This is a genomic window from Sphingobium sp. JS3065 (assembly GCF_026427355.1).
GTDB lineage: Bacteria > Pseudomonadota > Alphaproteobacteria > Sphingomonadales > Sphingomonadaceae > Sphingobium.
In genome coordinates this window covers 146636-164404 of the sequence record NZ_CP102666.1, presented here as the reverse complement: position 1 = coordinate 164404, position 17769 = coordinate 146636, and the positions used below count along the sequence as shown (strand labels likewise).

Below are 17769 nucleotides of genomic sequence, written 5' to 3'. Positions count from 1 at the left end.
TGCACGTTTGAGCATGCGGCGAGACCAACCGGTTTCATGTCCTTCCGGCATTAGAAGTCGCTCCCTACCTTCGTGTTGGTCAACATGAAGATCCGATCCATTATCTCCTCAGCGGAGAGGAGACCGAAACCTACAGGGATGGTGCGCCTGGTGGCGGTGTCGAACAGCACCAGCGCGGGCGTCTGGTTGCCGGCAACACCCATGCGGGCGCGCTGCCCTGAATCCACCACATAATTGGGAAAGTCCCGGTTCGGGCCACCATCCATGGAAACGGCCATCACGGTCATCCCATGACTATCGGCAACCGAACGGAGTATGGGCCCGAAAATCTCGCAGGCCCCGCAGCTTTGCGCATAAAAATAGAACAGACCGTAGCGCTGCCCGAGATTGGTCAGAACAGTATCGCGATCGGCTTTGCGATTGTCGAGCCAGGCCCGCTTGCCCACGGTATTCACAGGGCGCTGAAGCGTGTAGTCGAGATCCGGATTCTGCCACAGCGCCCGTTGCCATGTATCGGAGAATGTCGATGCTCGGTCGAGTTGTTCGCGCTGGAAACGCACATAGGCGATGACATTCTCTTGCGTCGGTTCCAGTATCGCCCTGGCCTTCAGCTCATCGAGCTCCCGGCTGATGGCCGCCATTCGTTCCGCGGCGCTGGCCTGCGGAACCAAAGAAGGGCGCTCGGGAACCTTGGGCCTGGTGCAATAGAACCACTGTCCCAGTCGCCGCTCGCGACAGTAAAAGCCGTCTTCGTGATCCTCAGCCTGCATGGCTTCGGAAGACGTAACCTGTGCCATGGCCACCCCTGGCGAGACTATTGCAGCGAGTAGCAAGGTCGCGATTTGCGTAATCGTCTTCGTCATCGCCATGGTTCCTTGTCACCCATCATCTTCAACAGGATTGGCCAACTGGTCATGCGTCAGCCGAAGGATCGACATCATCAGCGCTACATCGAGGAGCCGGGTCCCCTGATCCAGCATCCGGATGAGGCCGTTCACGAGAGGACGAGCTATGATCCGGCCCCTGTTGCTGGCCCGAAGCCGGTCTCCCGATTGCAACAGCCATCCCCGTCCCAGCATATATCCAATGCAGCCTTTCAGGTCCTCGGAACCGATCACCCGCTCAAACCATAGACTGACTTCCCGACGGACCTCATCAAGCAAGAGAGAGGTTGGACTTCGATAGATGCAAATGAAAACGGCAAGCTCAAAGGCCGTCATCTCCCAATCAAATGGCTGATGCCGCGAAGGCGCGTCACTGGCTGTGAAGTTCATAATAGTCCTGTATCTTTTGCTGGATATCGGTCATCGTCTGAACTTCGTCGGGCATCCGAACCGCATCCATGAAATCTGCATAGACTTCCGTGAAATCCATTACCGAGAGATCGAGGCGCGAAAATTCATCGACCGTGAAGCCTTCGCACTGTTCGTTTCTGGGCTTTGCGAAAGGCTTGTTGATCTGAGGGCGGCCCTGTTCCTGCAGAATACGCGACAGCTTGCTTTCAAAGCAGCAATAGGTCTTCCGCTTGGTGGTGCAGACGCCCAGGATGCTGGAAGAACAATAGCTTCCAACGAAGGTGCAGAAGCCCATACGATCCTTCACATCGAGCATTTTCTCCTCGGTAGAACACATGAAGGTGGTAAGAAATTGCGTCGCGACTCCCGCCAGTGCGGCGACATTGCCACTGATAGCGCCTGCGAGCGCGGCGCCGCCGACGCCCAGCGGCACCAATCCGGAGACCTTGCCCGCGCAGCAGTTCACGGCACCGAAGATCTTCTTGCTGCATGTGTCGCGCTCGCCGGGGAAAACATGCATGTCGTCCGGATCGAAATCCTTCCCGGCGGTGTCGACCGCATGGAGAGCCGTCAGCGCATCCTTGAACTCGGTGGAAGCTTCGCGCTCGATCGCCTCGCAATCACCGTTGATGCAGTAGACATCGTCGCCGCACACATATTCGGCCGGCTGTTCGATCTTTCCACCTGGTACCGGACATCGGAAGACGCGCTCGGTCATCTTGCAGACGTCGCCGGACGGAGTCTCGTCCAGACAATTATCGTATTTCCAGCTGCATTGCGGATTTGCCTGGAGATCGCCGCAGTCCGTTTGCGGGTCTTCAGTATAGCACGTCCCGTCGGGGTTACTGTTCGATCCTGCCGGACATTGCTGATGAGAGGAGGCTGCCTGGCTGTGGACCTTGGAGCATTGCTGGCCCGATAACGTATAATCCACCGGGCAATAATGATTGGCCTGCGCCGCCACGGTCGCGGTGCATTGCGAGCCCGAGAGCACATAGCCTGCGGGGCAGGCGTAGATCGGTGTCGCCCCCTGATCTTCCAGCCTGCTGCATGTGGCACCGCTCAGCGCATAGCCTGTGGGACAGGCATAAATCGGCGTACCAGCCAGTGCTTCGGTGCGCGAACAGCTTGTACCGTCGAGGCTGTATCCCGAAGGGCAGGAATAGGTCACCGAGGCGGCGATCTGCTCGCTTGCCGAGCAGGTTGCGCCAGACAGAGCGCCCCCGCCAGGGCAGCCATATTGGACGTTGGCGGACTTATATTCCGATTTCACACATGTTTGTCCAGATAACGTATATTCTGCAGGGCAGACATGTGTGACGGTGGCGCCTGTTACATTGGTGCGATAGCAGCTTGTCCCCTGCAAATTGCCACCTTGCGGACATGTATAGGTGACCGTGCCATCCTGCACGATGTTTGACACGCACTGGCTATAGGCAGGATCGAAATTCCAGAATGCGCTGGGGCAGGTATAGGTCGTCAGGGGCTTGTACAGGCACCATTTATCGCCATATTTCTTCTCTTCCCGAACGAACTCGATACTACCGGGCCTGTCGACCGTGGGAGCGCATTTCCGGCTTGCGAATTCCGCCTTGCGCATCACGCAATGAGGCCCACCCGAAAAGCCGGTGGGATTATAATAATAATAGGGACAGGCATAAGCCGGGGTGGCCGATGTCGTGCTGGTGGTAACGCACTTGTCGCCCTGCACCGTTCCGCCGCTGGGACAGCTATAGGTCGCCGTTGCCTGATAGTTGGCGCTCTGCGTACAGGTTCCATTGTCCAGGCCATATCCAGGTGGACAGGAATAGCTTTGCGTGGCCGGCTGTGTGACCTGCCGCGTGCAGGTCGATCCATTGAGCGTCCAGCCTGCTTCGCATGAATAGGTTACCGTGGCCTGATAATTGAAATTGCGCACGCACATCGTTCCCGCGAGCCAATAGCCGCTCGGGCAGGAATAGTTAGGGCTCGCCGCGCTCGTTATTGTCGTCTGGCAAGTCGATCCGGCGAGGCTGTATCCATCGGGGCACGCATAGCCCGTCACAGAGGCCTCTTGCGACAAGGTGCGGCTGCATCGGCTACCACTGAGGCTCCAGCCCGGCGGGCAGCTATAGGCACTCACATTGGCGGGCTGTGATTGCGCACATTGTGAACCGTCCAACGTCCAATCTGCATCGCAGCTATAGCTGATATTGGCTGGGACCACTTCCGTCATCAAGCATGTCGTGCCATCGAGCGTCCATTCGGGAGGGCAGCTATAGATCGTCTCAGCCGGCACGGAATTGACGACGACGCCGGTGTCGCAGGTGGCATCATAATAGATCTGGCTTTCTTGCGCCGGCAGAGGTTTGCACTCGCCGCTGGCGCCGCTGATGGTCTCACCGCCCAGCTGCGTGGAGGGATCCTTCTCGATTGCGGAAGCATTGGCCGTCACCGCCTTGATCTCATCGAGAGAGAAGGTGGGCCGGCTTTTTGCGGCGTCGGTCGAGATCTGATAAGCTTGGCTTGTCCCTTTAAGCGCATTGGCGTCGCTGGCCAGCTTGTCAGGATTGCTGAAATAGTCCGCCTCGGGGAGTTCCACACCCTGGTAGCCAGGTACGACCGCCGCCTGGGACTCGCGCGTCGGAACCCAGTTTTCATCACTGCGCATCGCCGCGCCGAGAGCTTTACCTTCCTCGCGGGCCTGCTGGCTCGTCATTTGCGCCGACGTCGGCATGGCAAGCCCAAGGAAGGCCAGCAACAGAAGGGAGGTGAACCGCTTCATCGACGGTTTCGCTCAAGGTTGGCAAGAGCAACGGCCGCGATTTGCGCTCCTGGACCATTTCCATCGACGAAGCTGCCCAGCGCATATTGCACCGTCACATTGCCGGTCATGCGATCATAGGGAGGGACGCTGGTCCGGCAGTTGAAACCTGAGCATGGGTCGAAATCCGACGACACCGCGACATAAGTGGGGACTGCCCTGACATCGAACGCGCGAAAAAGCCGCGGATCAATCCCGATGGCCGGGAAATCCTTTTCATCGACCACCCTGGCAAGCGCGGTCGAAAAAACCTTCATGCTGTTGCGAGGAAATCCGCGAAATACGACGACGCCTCGGGCCTTCGCGGTATCTTGAACCATCTGCCGAAGAGATGCTGGCGGCATCGACAGGCTGGCGAAGGCGATGAATTGCGGGGCCTCGCCACGACCGCCTTCCAGATTGGCGGCGGCGCCCGAGACGATCTCATCGAAATCTATCGGACCGTCCGGACCGTCGGGCAGACTCGCCGTCGCGACCTTGCGCATATTGGCGGTGCCACCGGCCTGCACGGCAAGGGCGTCTTCGCGGAAAGCCTCGCCCCGATCCTTCACATGGCTGGCAAACGCTTCGGCGTCGCTCTGGATGCTCGCGGCCCGACGTTTGACGGCCTGGATGTCCAAGCCATCGGCCTTCTGCGCCACAAGCGCCGAAACCCCGACAACGCCAGGCAGAATAGCGACAGCGACATATGTCCAGGCATGCTTCATCGTCCAGGCTCCTCCATTGCCGTCGAGAGCTGCATGTGGGGGGCGTGCAATTCGCCTTTGTCCGCTTCTCCGTTCCTGGCGCCGAGCGTCAAAACGACGGCAAGAACCATCGCGGAGAGGAGGCTTAGGCCAAGCAGGGCGGACCTGACGCCCTTACCCCGGATGCGCGGAGCGCCGATATCGCCCCTGCGGCCAGCTACCAATTGCCTTTCAAGAAGATCACGCAAGTGTCTCGCTGCCCAGCTACCGCTGCGTCCCTCCTCGATTTCGTCAAGAAGGGTCAATGAAGCCCGCGCGACATCGAGAATATCCTGCTCATGCCGATCAATTCTCCCGGAAAGTTCGCGGCCCTCGAGCACATGACCGATCCGGCGGAATGCCGTGCCCAGCGCCGACGCAGCGCCTCCCTCTGCGGTCAAGGCGTCCGTCACGAGGCTTTGGGCTGCCCTCGGCTCGCTCATAGCACGCAGCAATTCCTCTTCCTCCAGACAAGGTAGCCCATGTCCTCGCCGCCGGCGGGGTAGGAGCGTCCAGTTCCTGGAGGCATGGTGGATGCGCCGATCGGCGAGCAGGCATAGCGACCCGACACCGTCGGGATCGGGTTCACCATCTGGAACCGATATTGCTGTTTTCGCATGATCGGCATGACATATTTTTCACACAGCCCCTTCGACCCCATCGTTCCCCAGGCAAGCCCTTGGCGATGCATTTTGTACGCGAACCGCGAGAGCGCTAGGCGGGAAGACTGAACATGTCCGATCGAGGAGGGAATGTTCCCGTTCATGGGATACATGGAGCCCTGACAGCCCGCGCACCAGAACAGCGTGTCGATCGGCATGGAAGCTGTCGCCGTTACGCAGTCGGCGGCGCAGGCGGCCTGCGCGACGGGATTGGCGAACACGATCGCCTCCGGATTGATGAGGCCCGACAAGGCATCGTCCTGCCAGAGCGGGTCAACCTCGGTCATATAGGCTATATCGAAGCTCGCCTGCTCGAAGCAGAGAAAGTCCGTGAGCAGCTCCATCCAGTAAAGGAGCGGATAGACATACCAGTGAACGTGCCATTTGGCGGTGCTTTGCGACCGGCCACCGACCATCGATGGGCCTGCCATATAGCCTTGGCCGATATCGAAGCCCGGCGCGATCCGCACCCCGCCAAGATTAGGGAAACACCAGGGCTTCATCGTGACATCGGCGAGCCTTGCCGGCTCCCAGAAGCCGATCGAAATGCCGATGCGCGGAATGGGGTCGGCGCAGGCGCAGACAGGCGAGGACGGATTACTGGCATCGGGCCGATTGCCAGGCCAGATCTTGAGCCCGCCGACCGACAGGGGGAAGAGGCAGGACCAGCAGACATCGGTGATGGGATTGACGAACTTGCCATTGCAGCTCGGCGCGGCAATGGCCGCAGGCGCCATCGCAACAATGGACAGCAGGGCCGTCAGAGCAAGGACCGAGTGCCGCAGGAGACGGTTCATTCCCCTTCTTCCCCGCTATCGAACAGGCGATTGTCGGCGCGCTGCTTGGCATTCCAGTAGAGGAGGCTCTGCAAAAGGGTGAGCGCAAGGATGATCGCGACAAGATAGAGGGCGGCCCTTCCCATCAGCGCGCGCATCGTTGAGAAGAAGGCGACGCAAAGGGCCGTCAAAACACACAAAAGCTGCCAGGCCATGCGCAGCCGGCGTAGACGCGCGGTCTCCGGGGCCGCCATCGGCGTGCGCAGCAGTTCCAACCAGAGAGGCATCAGCTCGCCCTCCCCTTCTCCAGCAGGATCTCGCGCACGCGCATGACCTTGCCCGCCTGCTTCACCACGGCCGGTGTGTGCCGAATGCCGAACTTGGCGGTAAGGCGGCCCTGCTGGTCGAAATAGAAACGCCGCTGGCGGCGGGTCATTTCCTCGATCGGTGAGCCCGCCACGAGGATGATCTTGGCCTGGCTTTCATCGTAACGCGAGGTCGCCCATTCCATCTGGGCAGGATTTTCGCCGTCTATGAAGACAAGGTCCTGAGCGATCTTGAGGAAATCGAGCGGATTGATCTTCTGTCCGGCCGCCGCGATCAGTCGCCCCTTCTGGTCCCGAATGTCCCGCTCCAAAATGACCGACGGATCGAAATCCCATTCCTTCGGCCGGTTGGCTGGAGATAGCCCGCTCACCGGATCAGGTCTGCGCACCTTTGCTTCGACCCGCCGGGCAAACTGCTCGTTCATCCGTGCGATCTCACCGCTGGCTTCGGCTCGCTTCAGCCGGCTCTCGATCGTTGCAAGAAGGTCCGGCTCAACGACGGGGAATGTCTGTCCGGCCTGCCCATAATCCTTCGCGTCTGCGCCCATCGAACCGATGGCGAACGCAGCCCCCGCCAGAGACCCCAAAATGCCGGCGCCGGACAAGAGCCGCCTCACAGGATCGGAACCCCTGTGCCAATAATCTGGCGACTGCAGACAAAGCCGATTTCGGCATAACGGCTGTCGAACCCATCCTTATGCGCGGACCCCGCAAAATAGCAGCCGCGCGGCACGGGGCCAGTGTGTCCCGGGGTCAGAGGTTCGCCAAGGCGCGTACGGGGCTTCATCGTCACCACCGGACGCCCGTTAATGGTCACGAGGGCGCCTTGATGCGCTACGACATCGCCAGGCATGCCCAGAACCAGCTTGCCGAAGGGCTGGCGCCTTTCGCCAAAATGGCGGCGGAGCAGCGCTCCGGGCGGCGGCTGGAAGAAAATATAGTCACCCCTCGCCGGCAATCGGTCCCGCTCGACCAGGAAGGCCCAATTCGGCAGCGATTGGGTCAGGTTGATCAACAGGAGGTGAGAGCTGCGCCAATGCTGGAGCGCGCTCAGGGCGAGGCACAACAGGACTGCGCCTGTGAGCAGCAACCATCGACGTCTCGCCGCCCGCCACGGCCGGGGCGCGCTATCACCGTGCGGTCGCGCCATCGGTTCCTCCAAAGGTCGCGACCGAGGCGCCTGCGGCAAAGCCCGGCGCGGCGGTCGCATCGCTTACGCCCTGTGCGCCCGGAGTTGTCCGTTGCGCCGGGGGTGCAGCGGCGGCAAAAGGGTCTGGCAGGTCCGGTCCTTCGCCAGCGGCAGCCGCGGCCGGCACGGCCCCTTGCACAGGCGGTTCCTTTTCCCGCACACGCGCTTGCCTCGGCAGGGAAATGCCCGAAGAATAGACCGCTTTTTTGACGCTCTCGGTGATATCCGGCACGTTCCTGCTCAGCACCGCTTCTCCTGCCATCACTACCTGCCCGGCATGGGAGCGGCGCTGCAATTCTCCTTCCAGCCTCGCCATGAAACGGCGCGTCTCCGCCGCAATCTGTTCGGGCGGCGAGGCTGATCGCGCCTGCGCCTGCACATATTCACCGACAATGGCCGACAGCCGGGCGGAAACGATCTGGTCGCGGCGCGGCGCAAGAAGCGTCCTTGTCACCCACATTGCCCAGATGAACCCCAGGAGGATCACAGCCCCAACCAGGATCTGACCGCGGCTGTATCCGGCGAAAACCGGCCTGCGCCGCTGCGCAGCGGCGGAAGGCGTGGGAGGAGGCGGAAGGGTGAGGTCGAGTTGTGTCGGCTTAGACATGGGGAATGCGATGCCTTCGCAGGAAGAGGAGGATGAGCGAGAGGAGAAGGTGGGAGATCAGCAGCAGCATCTGGAAAGACAGGGCGCGCTCCGGGCTGGCCGCGATGTAGCGCGAGGAGAGATTGGTCAGCTGATGCATCATGCCATCGAGCGAAAATCCTCCCAGGCACAGGAAGGCAAAGACGAACAGGCCCCAGGTCATGAGTACTATGCCGGCAAGGAAGGCCGACATGTCGAGGATCAACCATGCAAGGCCCGCCCAATCGCTTCGTCCAATCGGGACATACCGCGTTTTTCTCTCGTCCTTGCCGCCGCTCATCGCCCTACTCCGCAGCAAGCGCGGCGCCGGGCGCCGCCGCCGACCATTTTTCAGGATCGTCAGGAAAGGCGACGCGCTCGATCGCCTGTTCCATGCTCATGCCTTGCCCGACCATCTGCTCGATCGCGGCAAATGTATCGGGACTGGACGAGAACAGGGCGGCCGAATAAGGATCAAGAACCAGGCGTCCGAGGGCCAATGTCTCGGGGCCCTTGATCAAAATATCGGAATATTCAAAACCGTTGCGCTTAAGCGACCTCAGCAGGGCATCTGTGTAATCGTCCATCTCGAAGCGATCATGCTTCTTGAAATCGGCGATGGTCTCCGGCTTCTGCTGCAGAATGAAGAACCAGTCACTATTCTCGAGCGCAGCAATCGAGCCCGCCGATTTGTAATAATCGTTGAGTGACTGCGTCGCTGTCACCAGAGATGCGCCATATTTGCGGCAGGTGCGCGCATAGGTTTCGATGAAATCGGCCATCGCTCCGCCGCGCAGCATCTGCCAGGCTTCATCGAGCAGCAGCGCCTTGGGAATGGCGCGATCCACCTTGCGCATCATCTGCTGGGAAAGAAACATGATTGCCGTCAGCACGACGCTGCGCAGTTCCTCGCGCGAAGAAAGATCGGACAGCTCGAACACGGTCAACGACGCTGACAGTTCGAACGAGACCTCTCCCTCGAAGAATTTGCCATATGTCCCGCGCGAGGAGAACGGCCCCATGGCAATGCCAAGATCGCGCGCCATCTGATTGTCGGTCGCGTCAAGGGCGGCGATGACGTCATCGATGGACCCGGCTCGCCCCTTCTCTTCCCACACACGGTTGACCGCTCCATCGATCAGTCCGCGCTCGGTATCGTTCAGCTTGTCGATGTGACGCGCCATCTGGTTGACGATGGCCTTGAGCATCGCCATGCAATCGAGCAGATAATCCTCGTCTCGCGCCGCTTGGGCTTCATCGATCATGCTGAAGGGATTGAGACAAAAGCCGGCGGACATCGTGAATTCGACGAAGGCGCCACCCTGGAGCCTGGCGGAATGCTCAAAGGAGCGGCCATCGTCGATCACCACCACGCGCGCGCCCGCGCCGCACAGCGAGGCACACAGCTCCTGCAACGCGACCGACTTGCCGGAGCCCGATTTTCCGAACACCGCGACATTGTGATTGCCCGCTCTGTTTTCGAACGGACTCCAGAAGAAGGGTTGGCCCCGCCGGCCGATCAGGAGCATGTGGGGGATCGCTCCGCCGAGATATTCTCCCTGCAGAGGGGCAAGGTTGGCGGCTGTCGTCGTCAGCATGGTGCGCATGCGCTTCATGCGTTCCAGATCCTTCGACAGTCCATTGGCCATGGTCATGGGCATGGCGCAAAGAAGGCCCATGACCTGGAGATAGCGGTCGTCGAGCAGATCCCAGCCGGCAGCGCGATAAACGGATTTGAGGATCCGTTCATGGGCATCGCCCCTCCCGTGCGGCGAGAAGGATGTCACCGAGTAGAAGAGGCGCACCAGCTTGCGTCCCTGCTTCATCTCATCATTCACATGCGCCCATTCCCGGCTCTGTTCCTTAAGCTGCGGCAGGAACCGCGCCGATCTGCTGTCCGCCAGGCTCGTCGTTCGCATATATTTGAAGCCCGCCCTGCTCGCAGCGGCCTCGGCATCGGGAAAGTCGATGCAAAGATTGGTCGAGACAGGGCAAGGCATACGCAGCTTGTCGGTGAACATGTCCCCGATCAGCCGGGCAACATCCCAGGGCGCCCAATGCTGGGGCAGATTGCGCACGGAAAATGCGCGTACGTCGAAGCAATCGGGATAGATTTCACCGATTTCAGGCGTGTCGTCGAGTTCCCGGCCCGTTGGGCGAAAGCGTTCGGTGCGCAGCAATATCCGGTCTGCCTCCACCCGCATCTCGATGTCGCGGCGGATCGCCTGATCGGCGATGCTGTCGAAGGGATTGTAACTAACGGCATCTTCTCCCGGTGCCGTCGTGGGAGAGGTGATGTCGTCGATCCAGGCTATGAGGGCTGCAGGGTCCATCTTGCGGGCGCTCACATTGATGGAGGCGAGCGCGGACACCAGGCCGTCCATGACACCGGCAATGTCCTCATTGGATACTTTTGAATTTTCCGGCGTCGAATAGGAGACGGCAACGCGGTGATTGCGCAGGAAGAAAGGTGCGTCGGCCGAGAGCGAAGACCAGACACCCTGCGTCATCAGCGCGATGCGATGCCTGGCCATCTGCTCATAGAGCCCGCGCGCCCTGTATCGGGGGATATACCATTTCGAAAGCAGCTCGCTGACGCGCGGGCTCATCCATTGATGGAACTGAAGGCAGCCAGGAGTGGGGATCGCCTCGGAGAGAAATTGCGTCAAAATCTCGCCGCTGCGCTCGTCAGCCCCGACCATGGGCGCCATTTCGAGCACGAAGCCGCGTGAGGCGCTGTTGTAGAATATGCCGCTTTTCGCGTCGTAGCTGCGATAGGGAAGCCAATGGGCCAGCATCGGGACGCCAATCGCCGGTCGCTCAGCGTCCGGACGGCCCATCCAGCCCAACAGACCGGCCATCGCCCTTTCCACAAGACCTTTCTGCGCCATGTCACTGATCTTCCGGAACGGAGGCTGGAAAGCTTCCCGCCCGCACCGTGTGGATTGAAGACGGAACCGGCGGCGCATCCGCGCTGCGAGAGGTCGGCCGGGACCCCGGGACCAGTTTCTCTCGCACAATGGGAACCCCCGCGCGGTGTAGGGGCCCTGTCCCCTGTTTCCCGCCGGACGACGTCAGGGCGGTCGTGCGCGCGTCCGAAGCCGAGGGCGCTTGCCCTTCGCCGCGCCGCGGCGGGGACGCCAGGCGCCGCTGCACATCGGCTTTGATCTGCGCGATGGGATCGGCACCGCGCCTGCGGGCGGCCGCGACGGCATCGGGATGGGGGAGGTGAGGATCGACCTCAAGCTCCGAAGGATTGCCGGTGCGGGCGGCGTTGGCGCGCTCCTGCATCTGCGGCGCGGCGGCAAGCGCATTGCGCGCAGGCGAAGCTTCGGCAGCGACCGCCTGCCATTCGCCAGGCGCCACTACGGCATGGATCGCGCTCGCTTCATGCAGCCGCCCCTGTTCATCGATATAGGCGGGAAACACAATTCGCATCACGCGGTCTCGCGTTCTCCCGGCGTCTGCGGCAACCGGCCCGCGTACCGCCTGCCTCGAGGCGGATTTGGCGACTGTGGGCGCAGACGCGACGGGCTCGGCGCTGAACGATGGGTCCCCGCTCATCATGGCAAGCGCCCGGTCGTCGATGACGGCACTGGGCGCGCAGATGCCGTCGGGCGCCCTGCAGGCAAAGCTGCTCTTCACATTGCCCCCCAGCCCGACGCAGCCAGGCAGCGCGGCAAGGACGATGCACCCCGCCACCGCCGCCGCCCGCCCGGCCGGTGCGGGAATCGCGCCTCGGCTCACGACCGAACCTCCTTCAACCATTTTTCGAGGAACGCTCTGGGGCGATAGCCCTCCAGTACCGCGCCATCGCTGCGCACGATGACCGGCGTGCCATTCAGCCCATTCCGCGCCGCGAAGGCTTCGTTGGCGTCAAGACCGCTGGTATCGCAGGCCGGTCCTGGCTTGATCGGCTCTCCGGCATAGGCCGCGTGCAGGGCCTCCTCCCGATTCCTGGCGCAATAGACCCGCTCCGACAGGTCACGGCTCCCGAGCGAGGAAATGGGCCGCTCGACCACCCTGACGTTCATCGATCGCAATTCATTCGAGAGGGCACGGCAATAGCTGCACCGGAAATCGGAGAAGACCGTCACGGAAGGCGCCGCAGCCTTGCCCCAGATAATCGCGCCATCCCCGGGCAATCCGGCGAGCGACAGGATATGCGGGGAATCCGGCACGACATGGGAAGCCATGGCGTGCGTGGCGGCTGTCTTTTGCACTTCCCCGCTTGTAGCAGCCGCATTGGCCGAAGCCGCCGCACCTACCAGCATGTCGGGGTTCATCTCCAGCAGCCGGGCTGCCGTGACGTCCTGACGCGTCTGCATGTCGTAGATGCGGCCGATAATGAGATAACGCGCCGAGCCGTCGACATAGAAGAGGTTCGATCCCGCCGTGACCTCGCAAAGTCCCCTGACCTTGGCGCAGTTCACCTCGCTCACCTGTGTTTTGGGAAGGCGCGCCTTGAGCAGGTTGCGCACGGCGCTGTCCTCTTGGTTTACGTCAGCCGCAAGGGCGAGGCTACCCAGCCCCGCGAACGCCGTCGCGGACAGCAAGACGCGCGAGGGCCGGAGGGCGCAGCCAAGACGGCGGATGATCTCAATTGCGGACATAGACACCTTCCAGGAAGACGATTTCCACATCGATGCCGGTCGGCATCTCGATGACCGGCTGATATTGCTCGGCACGCTCGATCAGATATCTGGACACCATGTCCCCGGTCTGGGCGACGCCTTCGCCGAGCCCGCCTTCCAGGATCTCGGAGGTGGAAAGCTTGTCCCGCTTGCCGCCGGTGCTGATGTTGGTGCCCTGAAACACGCTATTGGCGTTGGCCGAAAAGCCTCGGCCAAAACCGCCGACCAATCCGGCCATGAAGGCTTGCGTGACGAGCGAGCCCTCGCGCGATACCACTCTTCCCCTGACACCTGTCTTGCCGCCAAAGGCGATGAACCCCTTCACCTGGGAGACGGCATAACGTCCGCCCGGTTGGGGACAGGTCATTTTCTGGAGTTTGACATAGACCTTCTCGCTCGAAAGATCCCCGCGCGCCGCACCGTTCACCAGACATCCCTCGATCCGGGTTGTAAGGAGCTTGCCATCGGCGAAGACCGAACGGGCCGGCCCGGTGACGCGCAGGACAACAGGCAGCGGATCGGTCTGACTGTTGACGCCGGCGCTGGCGTCCACCCCGACAATGACGCGCGCACGGGCAAAGCTGTTGGGAGGCAGATAGTTCGCGCTGTCGGTATAGACGGTGTCGCCCTTCTCGACTTTCGAAGCGGTCCCCTGCTCAACCCCTGAGAAACTCACCATTTTCACTTCAGGTCCAGGCGCAACGGCTATGGGCGGCGCCTTGCCATCGGATGCGTCGGGCCGTTGATAGGCCTGCGTCCCGCCCGGGCCATAAAGCGCTGCGGGACCCGGCGCAGGGGGGCTGGATGAGCGCTCTTGCGCGATCTGGCGCTTGAGTTGGTCGTTTTCGGCCTGATAGGCGGTCAGCACCCTCTGACCGTCGGCCTGCATCGCCTGGTTTTGCCCTTTCAAGGCCTCGACCTGCGCCGCCAGCGCGTCGATACGCTGCTGCTGACCGCCAACGGCCTTGAGTTGATTTTCCTGGGCCTCGAACTGATTTTCCGAAAGCGCCATCCATTCCTGCTGGGAGAGATTGCGGTTCACAAGATCCCTGGTGGAGACGGTGACGTCGCTCACCCCATCATCGCCTGGATCGACCTTCTTCTCGCCGCCGCCAAAGACCCAGAAAGACGATGCGAGCAATCCAGCAAGAGAGGCGCCGGCAAGCAGGAAGCGCTGCCGTCTGCGTACCGCCTCGTTGCCGCCAGGGTCGGAGGACACAGGCGAGATGTCGTCCCCGTTGCCGGCGCCGCTGCCCCTGGGCTTGCGGGCAAAGAGATCGGACAAGCCCATCATGGCCTCCCATTGCGCGAAACGAGATAGGCCGTGGTCGCCTGCCCCGGCTCAAGTTGCGGTTGGGCGATCGAAATCGCGAGCGCGTGGGACGGCGCGATGATCTTGTCGTCGAGCGCGACCGCCGTCCTGCCCAGATTTTCGATCCGCAAGCTTTGACCACTCAGATCCTCGCCGCGATATTCCGCGATCATCCGGACCTGGAGATCGCCGACCGTCACTGGTTTCAAGGATCGCTGCCGCCGCTCGTAACCTTCGGCCTCGTTGTTCTGGGCCATGGCCTGGATCAGCATGATCGCCGCATCTTGTGGTCCGGCCTTGTCGGTCAGGTCGCCCGCAGCCTTTTGTTCCTTGCCGATCGCCGGGTTGGAGACAAAGACCTGCACGGCTTGGTCGCCCTGGATGCGGCATACGAACTTGTAGACATAACCGCGCTTGCTGGTGCCGAAGAAGGACAAGGCGGGCTTTGCAAAGCCATCGGGCACCGACAGGTAGATATCCCCACGCACCGGCTCGTTCACGACCGAAAAATCCGCGGCCGGATTGCCGGAGGAGATTTTCGAGACACTCGCGAACTGATCATCGACAAGGCTGATGCGGGTCAGATCCCGCGCCGAGGCGTGGCAGTCCACCTGCGCGCTGTCCGCTGCCATGACCGTTTGATCGGCGAAGGCGGGCTCGCCTGCCGACAGGAACGCCAGAATGAGAAAGCACAGACCCGTCAACCTGCTGGCAAGGCATTCGACCCGCGAGAAGAGGACGAGGCCCACCGCGATGCTGCCCATGAGGTAGATCGACATCATTGATCCTTCCCCTCAGGATTTTCGACCATGCCAAAGCCAATGAGCTTGAGGCTCAGCCCCGCATATTCCCAGTCATAGCGAAAGGTGCGATGCTGTTTGGACACGACCTTGCTGCCGACGATCGTGCTCAGGTCCCCGGTCACTTCCGAGCGCAGATTGCGGGTATCGATCTTCATCGACTGGATCGTGAAAAACTGCGCGATGGACGATCCGCGCTGTTCATCGACGATCTTGAGAAGGTCGGCCTTGATCTTTCCCTGGACGCGTGGCGCGGTGATCGCCAGAACCGCATCCAGCCAGTAATCGAGGTTCTGCGGACTGCGATCGAGGGTCAGCAGCGCGGCGTCGCGCGTCACCATTTCAAGATAGTCATGCGAAACGCCTGAAGAGCTGATCGTCAGCGGCGTGCGCAGAACCGGTTGAAGGATTATTTCGCGGTCCCGGGTGCCAAGGACCAGCAGCAGGACCAGCGTCAGGCAGGCCAGCGCCGCTACGCTCAATGCCAGCAGATTGCGCTGCTTGAGGATCTGCTGATTGCGCGAATGCTGGTACGAGATGTCCATGTCATCCTGCCATCAGTCGAAGATAGGAGGGTGGCGTGGCCCGCAAACCGGTGAAGCCGGCGGGCAGATGCCAATAGGCCAGGTGCAGGAGCCAGGATACCGCGCGCCCTGCCTTTGCTTTCCGCAGACCCCACCAGCCTGCCGCGGCAAGCGCCATGCCAATGAGAATATGCTGAGACAGGATGCCCCATATGAATGGAAGGACCATTGCCAGGAACTCATCCAGCGTCCACAGCCCGATCAGCTCGGGATCGTCCAGATGAGCCGGGACACCATATTTACCCTGCGCCATGTCGCCACCCTCCCCCGGCCGCACCTGGAGTGATCACCACCCAGGCACAGCCGGGAATGCTTCAGATCGTTGCCGTCACGGTCGAGGTCACGATCGGAATGCCGGTGCCGGCTCCGACCCCGACGCCAACGGGAATGGCGATCTGGCCGAGCGAGAAGCGCCCCGAAGCAAGACCGACGATGCCGCCTACCAGAGACAGGATGGTGATGATCCGGCCACCGGATCCTTCGAGAAAGCCGGTAAAGGTGTTCTCCGCGGTGTCGAATGTCGCGTCGGCGCCGGCAAAGGCCGGCGACGCAAACAGGACAAGCGTAAGAGCGAGAAGAACCAGGAAAAACATAGCCGCTTCAGCACGTCCGGCCGATTTAAGGAGAGACTGCATGAAAGTTTCCTTCCGGTGAACGGCACAGCTGATCTGCGCCTGACCAGAGGCTTCAGGCACTTGGCGGGTTCATCAAGAGCGACAGGGAAGCGAATGCGTCATTTCCCGCTATAAAGGGTCGATTACATCAGAAATTGGGCGGTCTGTCCCGCAGGCAAGGACAAGTGCCAATAAAGCCGGGACAAAAATTTCCTTGATTGAAGGCCGCCTGTCCCGGTCTTGAGGACAAGCTATTTTTTCCTTCGCGATCCGGCGAATCACCTCGCCTGCATTATGGTTCTTCCTGTGAAGCGCAACCGAATGATTTCGTGACCGTGAGGGGAAAAATCGGGAAATGCACGGCGGCACGTCCTGCGGTCCTGGAGAAGGACTTGCAGAAAGCAAGGCGCATGATGCGAAGGATGTCATTGAAAACCGTGTGCAAATCGGAATCGTCGGCGAAGAGCACAGATCAGGATGCGCTGACGAAGCGCCTCTACGCGCGATTGCTCACCCTCCACCAATCGGCAGGAACCTTTAGCCGTTCCAAGGAATCGCGCCGGATCTAAAAGCATTCATGTCAGCCGTGATCAAAGAATCATAAATGCACTTGCCCAAAGGATTAATATCTGTTCAGATTGTTACGTCTGCGTGAACAATCAGATAGGGGGCGCAATCGTGCAAATCACGATACCGATCGCTAACGCTGAAGCTATCCGTCTTGCCGTAGAACAGGATCAGGCAGTCTTGATCGACTGGATCCGGGGAGAAATCAAACGCGACAAGCTGACACTGCGCAAGCTTGCTCTTGTCTGCGGCCTGAACAAGACCCGGCTGGGCTATATATTGCATCCCGACCCGGGCAAGCGCCGGGTAGCGCAGAATGCTGAAATCCTGCTGATATTGAAGGCGATGGGCCTCAATCCCATCCAGGCATCCGTCATGATGGAAGCGAGCCACTATAGCGATGAGACCTTCACCTCGCTCTTTGACCTCCTTGCGCGCCTTTATGTCGCACTTCCCTTGCTCGTCATGAATGCCATCAAGGATATCCAAGGCATGGATGGATCACTTATCAGGCCCGAATGGGCCGAAGCGCTGGCGGTTGCGAACGCCAAGAAGCTCAAGGAAGTGGTCATGCAGTGCCAGTTGCGCCGGGACCTGCTGACCGAACTCTGATGATCTGGCGGGACGAGCAGCCCGTCCATGGTCGACTCAACCGAGCGTCGAGGCAGGCGATATTGGGCTGGAGCCGAAGCGGAGGAGCATATCCATGAAGTGGATATGACGATCCACCTCAACATCGCCCGACGGCAGGATGAGCCTTCCAGCCGATCTCCGCGCCCGGCCTGGCCTGACGGAGGGAGGCGTGGTGGTTTCTACAGGAAACAGAGGGCGCTGTCGTGCTGCGAACCGGCGCGTGT

19 protein-coding genes and 1 pseudogene are annotated in these 17769 nt (G+C 61.0%); 1 reads left to right on the top strand and 19 read right to left on the bottom strand.

The genetic code is table 11. From position 1 onward, the window contains the following. Positions 1-50 precede the first annotated feature (50 nt). The 19 genes and pseudogenes from NUH86_RS22795 to NUH86_RS22705 all read right to left on the bottom strand — a co-directional run bounded on the left by NUH86_RS22795 (position 51) and on the right by NUH86_RS22705 (position 16366). Positions 51-797 (bottom strand): conjugal transfer protein TraF, encoded by a 747-nt coding sequence (locus NUH86_RS22795; RefSeq protein WP_416365400.1) that lies wholly within the window; start codon positions 795-797, stop codon positions 51-53. Between the two features lie 81 nt (positions 798-878). Next, positions 879-1274, bottom strand: coding sequence for a hypothetical protein (locus tag NUH86_RS22790; RefSeq protein WP_267253047.1), 396 nt, complete (start codon positions 1272-1274; stop codon positions 879-881). Further along, positions 1255-2124, bottom strand: a pseudogene (locus NUH86_RS22785) (conjugal transfer protein TraN); the annotation flags it as partial. The gene NUH86_RS22790 and the pseudogene NUH86_RS22785, both read right to left, overlap by 20 nt. Before the next feature lie 1931 nt (positions 2125-4055). Continuing rightward, complete coding sequence (trbC, locus tag NUH86_RS22780; protein WP_267253046.1) at positions 4056-4805, bottom strand: type-F conjugative transfer system pilin assembly protein TrbC; 750 nt, start codon at positions 4803-4805, stop codon at positions 4056-4058. Further along, complete coding sequence (locus NUH86_RS22775) at positions 4802-5266, bottom strand: hypothetical protein (protein ID WP_267253045.1); 465 nt, start codon at positions 5264-5266, stop codon at positions 4802-4804. The genes trbC and NUH86_RS22775 overlap by 4 nt, the downstream gene beginning before the upstream one ends. Then, positions 5263-6282 carry a conjugal transfer pilus assembly protein TraU gene (traU, locus tag NUH86_RS22770; RefSeq protein ID WP_044663437.1) on the bottom strand — a complete coding sequence of 340 codons (1020 nt, stop codon included), beginning with the start codon at positions 6280-6282 and terminating at the stop codon, positions 5263-5265. The genes NUH86_RS22775 and traU overlap by 4 nt, the downstream gene beginning before the upstream one ends. Continuing rightward, positions 6279-6536, bottom strand: a complete 258-nt coding sequence (locus tag NUH86_RS22765) for a hypothetical protein (protein WP_323749041.1) — start codon at positions 6534-6536, stop codon at positions 6279-6281. The genes traU and NUH86_RS22765 overlap by 4 nt, the downstream gene beginning before the upstream one ends. Before the next feature lie 11 nt (positions 6537-6547). Next, positions 6548-7204 (bottom strand): type-F conjugative transfer system protein TraW, encoded by a 657-nt coding sequence (gene traW, locus NUH86_RS22760; protein WP_416365394.1) that lies wholly within the window; start codon positions 7202-7204, stop codon positions 6548-6550. Continuing rightward, positions 7201-7737, bottom strand: a complete 537-nt coding sequence (locus tag NUH86_RS22755; RefSeq protein WP_196227592.1) for a S26 family signal peptidase — start codon at positions 7735-7737, stop codon at positions 7201-7203. Before NUH86_RS22755 ends, traW begins: the two co-directional genes overlap by 4 nt. Beyond that, on the bottom strand, positions 7718-8263 hold the full coding sequence (locus tag NUH86_RS22750) for a TrbI F-type domain-containing protein (protein WP_267253175.1): 546 nt from the start codon (positions 8261-8263) through the stop codon (positions 7718-7720). The genes NUH86_RS22755 and NUH86_RS22750 overlap by 20 nt, the downstream gene beginning before the upstream one ends. Before the next feature lie 112 nt (positions 8264-8375). Beyond that, on the bottom strand, positions 8376-8702 hold the full coding sequence (locus NUH86_RS22745) for a hypothetical protein (protein WP_267253044.1): 327 nt from the start codon (positions 8700-8702) through the stop codon (positions 8376-8378). Between the two features lie 4 nt (positions 8703-8706). After that, positions 8707-11292 (bottom strand): type IV secretion system protein TraC, encoded by a 2586-nt coding sequence (gene traC / locus NUH86_RS22740; RefSeq protein ID WP_267253168.1) that lies wholly within the window; start codon positions 11290-11292, stop codon positions 8707-8709. Between the two features lies 1 nt (position 11293). Then, complete coding sequence (locus NUH86_RS22735) at positions 11294-12148, bottom strand: TraV family lipoprotein (protein WP_267253167.1); 855 nt, start codon at positions 12146-12148, stop codon at positions 11294-11296. Continuing rightward, the gene (locus NUH86_RS22730; RefSeq protein ID WP_267253166.1) at positions 12145-13014 is read right to left on the bottom strand and encodes a DsbC family protein; all 870 of its coding nucleotides are present in this window, start codon (positions 13012-13014) and stop codon (positions 12145-12147) included. Before NUH86_RS22730 ends, NUH86_RS22735 begins: the two co-directional genes overlap by 4 nt. Then, a complete protein-coding gene (locus NUH86_RS22725) occupies positions 13001-14326 on the bottom strand; it encodes a TraB/VirB10 family protein (RefSeq protein ID WP_267253174.1) in 1326 nt (441 codons plus the stop codon). The genes NUH86_RS22730 and NUH86_RS22725 overlap by 14 nt, the downstream gene beginning before the upstream one ends. Beyond that, complete coding sequence (locus NUH86_RS22720) at positions 14326-15129, bottom strand: type-F conjugative transfer system secretin TraK (protein ID WP_267253165.1); 804 nt, start codon at positions 15127-15129, stop codon at positions 14326-14328. Before NUH86_RS22720 ends, NUH86_RS22725 begins: the two co-directional genes overlap by 1 nt. After that, positions 15126-15692, bottom strand: a complete 567-nt coding sequence (locus tag NUH86_RS22715) for a type IV conjugative transfer system protein TraE (RefSeq protein WP_267253164.1) — start codon at positions 15690-15692, stop codon at positions 15126-15128. Before NUH86_RS22715 ends, NUH86_RS22720 begins: the two co-directional genes overlap by 4 nt. A 1-nt stretch (position 15693) precedes the next feature. Then, positions 15694-15984: a type IV conjugative transfer system protein TraL gene (traL, locus tag NUH86_RS22710; protein WP_267253163.1), complete on the bottom strand. Its 291-nt coding sequence runs from the start codon at positions 15982-15984 to the stop codon at positions 15694-15696. A 61-nt stretch (positions 15985-16045) separates the two neighbouring features. Further along, positions 16046-16366: a TrbC/VirB2 family protein gene (locus NUH86_RS22705; RefSeq protein WP_267253173.1), complete on the bottom strand. Its 321-nt coding sequence runs from the start codon at positions 16364-16366 to the stop codon at positions 16046-16048. A gap of 630 nt (positions 16367-16996) precedes the next feature. On the opposite strand from NUH86_RS22705, the gene NUH86_RS22700 reads away from it, so the two are divergent. Continuing rightward, a complete protein-coding gene (locus NUH86_RS22700) occupies positions 16997-17524 on the top strand; it encodes a hypothetical protein (RefSeq protein ID WP_267253162.1) in 528 nt (175 codons plus the stop codon). Positions 17525-17769 lie beyond the last annotated feature (245 nt).

Excerpts from the sequence above, each read along its gene's own strand:
- NUH86_RS22795 (WP_416365400.1), bottom strand. The coding sequence starts at position 797 with ATGGCACAGGTTACGTCTTCCGAAGCCATGCAGGCTGAGGATCACGAA.
- NUH86_RS22790 (WP_267253047.1), bottom strand. The coding sequence starts at position 1,274 with ATGAACTTCACAGCCAGTGACGCGCCTTCGCGGCATCAGCCATTTGAT.
- trbC (WP_267253046.1), bottom strand. The coding sequence starts at position 4,805 with ATGAAGCATGCCTGGACATATGTCGCTGTCGCTATTCTGCCTGGCGTT.
- NUH86_RS22775 (WP_267253045.1), bottom strand. The coding sequence starts at position 5,266 with ATGAGCGAGCCGAGGGCAGCCCAAAGCCTCGTGACGGACGCCTTGACC.
- traU (WP_044663437.1), bottom strand. The coding sequence starts at position 6,282 with ATGAACCGTCTCCTGCGGCACTCGGTCCTTGCTCTGACGGCCCTGCTG.
- NUH86_RS22755 (WP_196227592.1), bottom strand. The coding sequence starts at position 7,737 with ATGGCGCGACCGCACGGTGATAGCGCGCCCCGGCCGTGGCGGGCGGCG.
- NUH86_RS22745 (WP_267253044.1), bottom strand. The coding sequence starts at position 8,702 with ATGAGCGGCGGCAAGGACGAGAGAAAAACGCGGTATGTCCCGATTGGA.
- traC (WP_267253168.1), bottom strand. The coding sequence starts at position 11,292 with ATGGCGCAGAAAGGTCTTGTGGAAAGGGCGATGGCCGGTCTGTTGGGC.
- NUH86_RS22730 (WP_267253166.1), bottom strand. The coding sequence starts at position 13,014 with ATGTCCGCAATTGAGATCATCCGCCGTCTTGGCTGCGCCCTCCGGCCC.
- NUH86_RS22725 (WP_267253174.1), bottom strand. The coding sequence starts at position 14,326 with ATGGGCTTGTCCGATCTCTTTGCCCGCAAGCCCAGGGGCAGCGGCGCC.
- NUH86_RS22720 (WP_267253165.1), bottom strand. The coding sequence starts at position 15,129 with ATGATGTCGATCTACCTCATGGGCAGCATCGCGGTGGGCCTCGTCCTC.
- NUH86_RS22715 (WP_267253164.1), bottom strand. The coding sequence starts at position 15,692 with ATGGACATCTCGTACCAGCATTCGCGCAATCAGCAGATCCTCAAGCAG.
- traL (WP_267253163.1), bottom strand. The coding sequence starts at position 15,984 with ATGGCGCAGGGTAAATATGGTGTCCCGGCTCATCTGGACGATCCCGAG.
- NUH86_RS22705 (WP_267253173.1), bottom strand. The coding sequence starts at position 16,366 with ATGCAGTCTCTCCTTAAATCGGCCGGACGTGCTGAAGCGGCTATGTTT.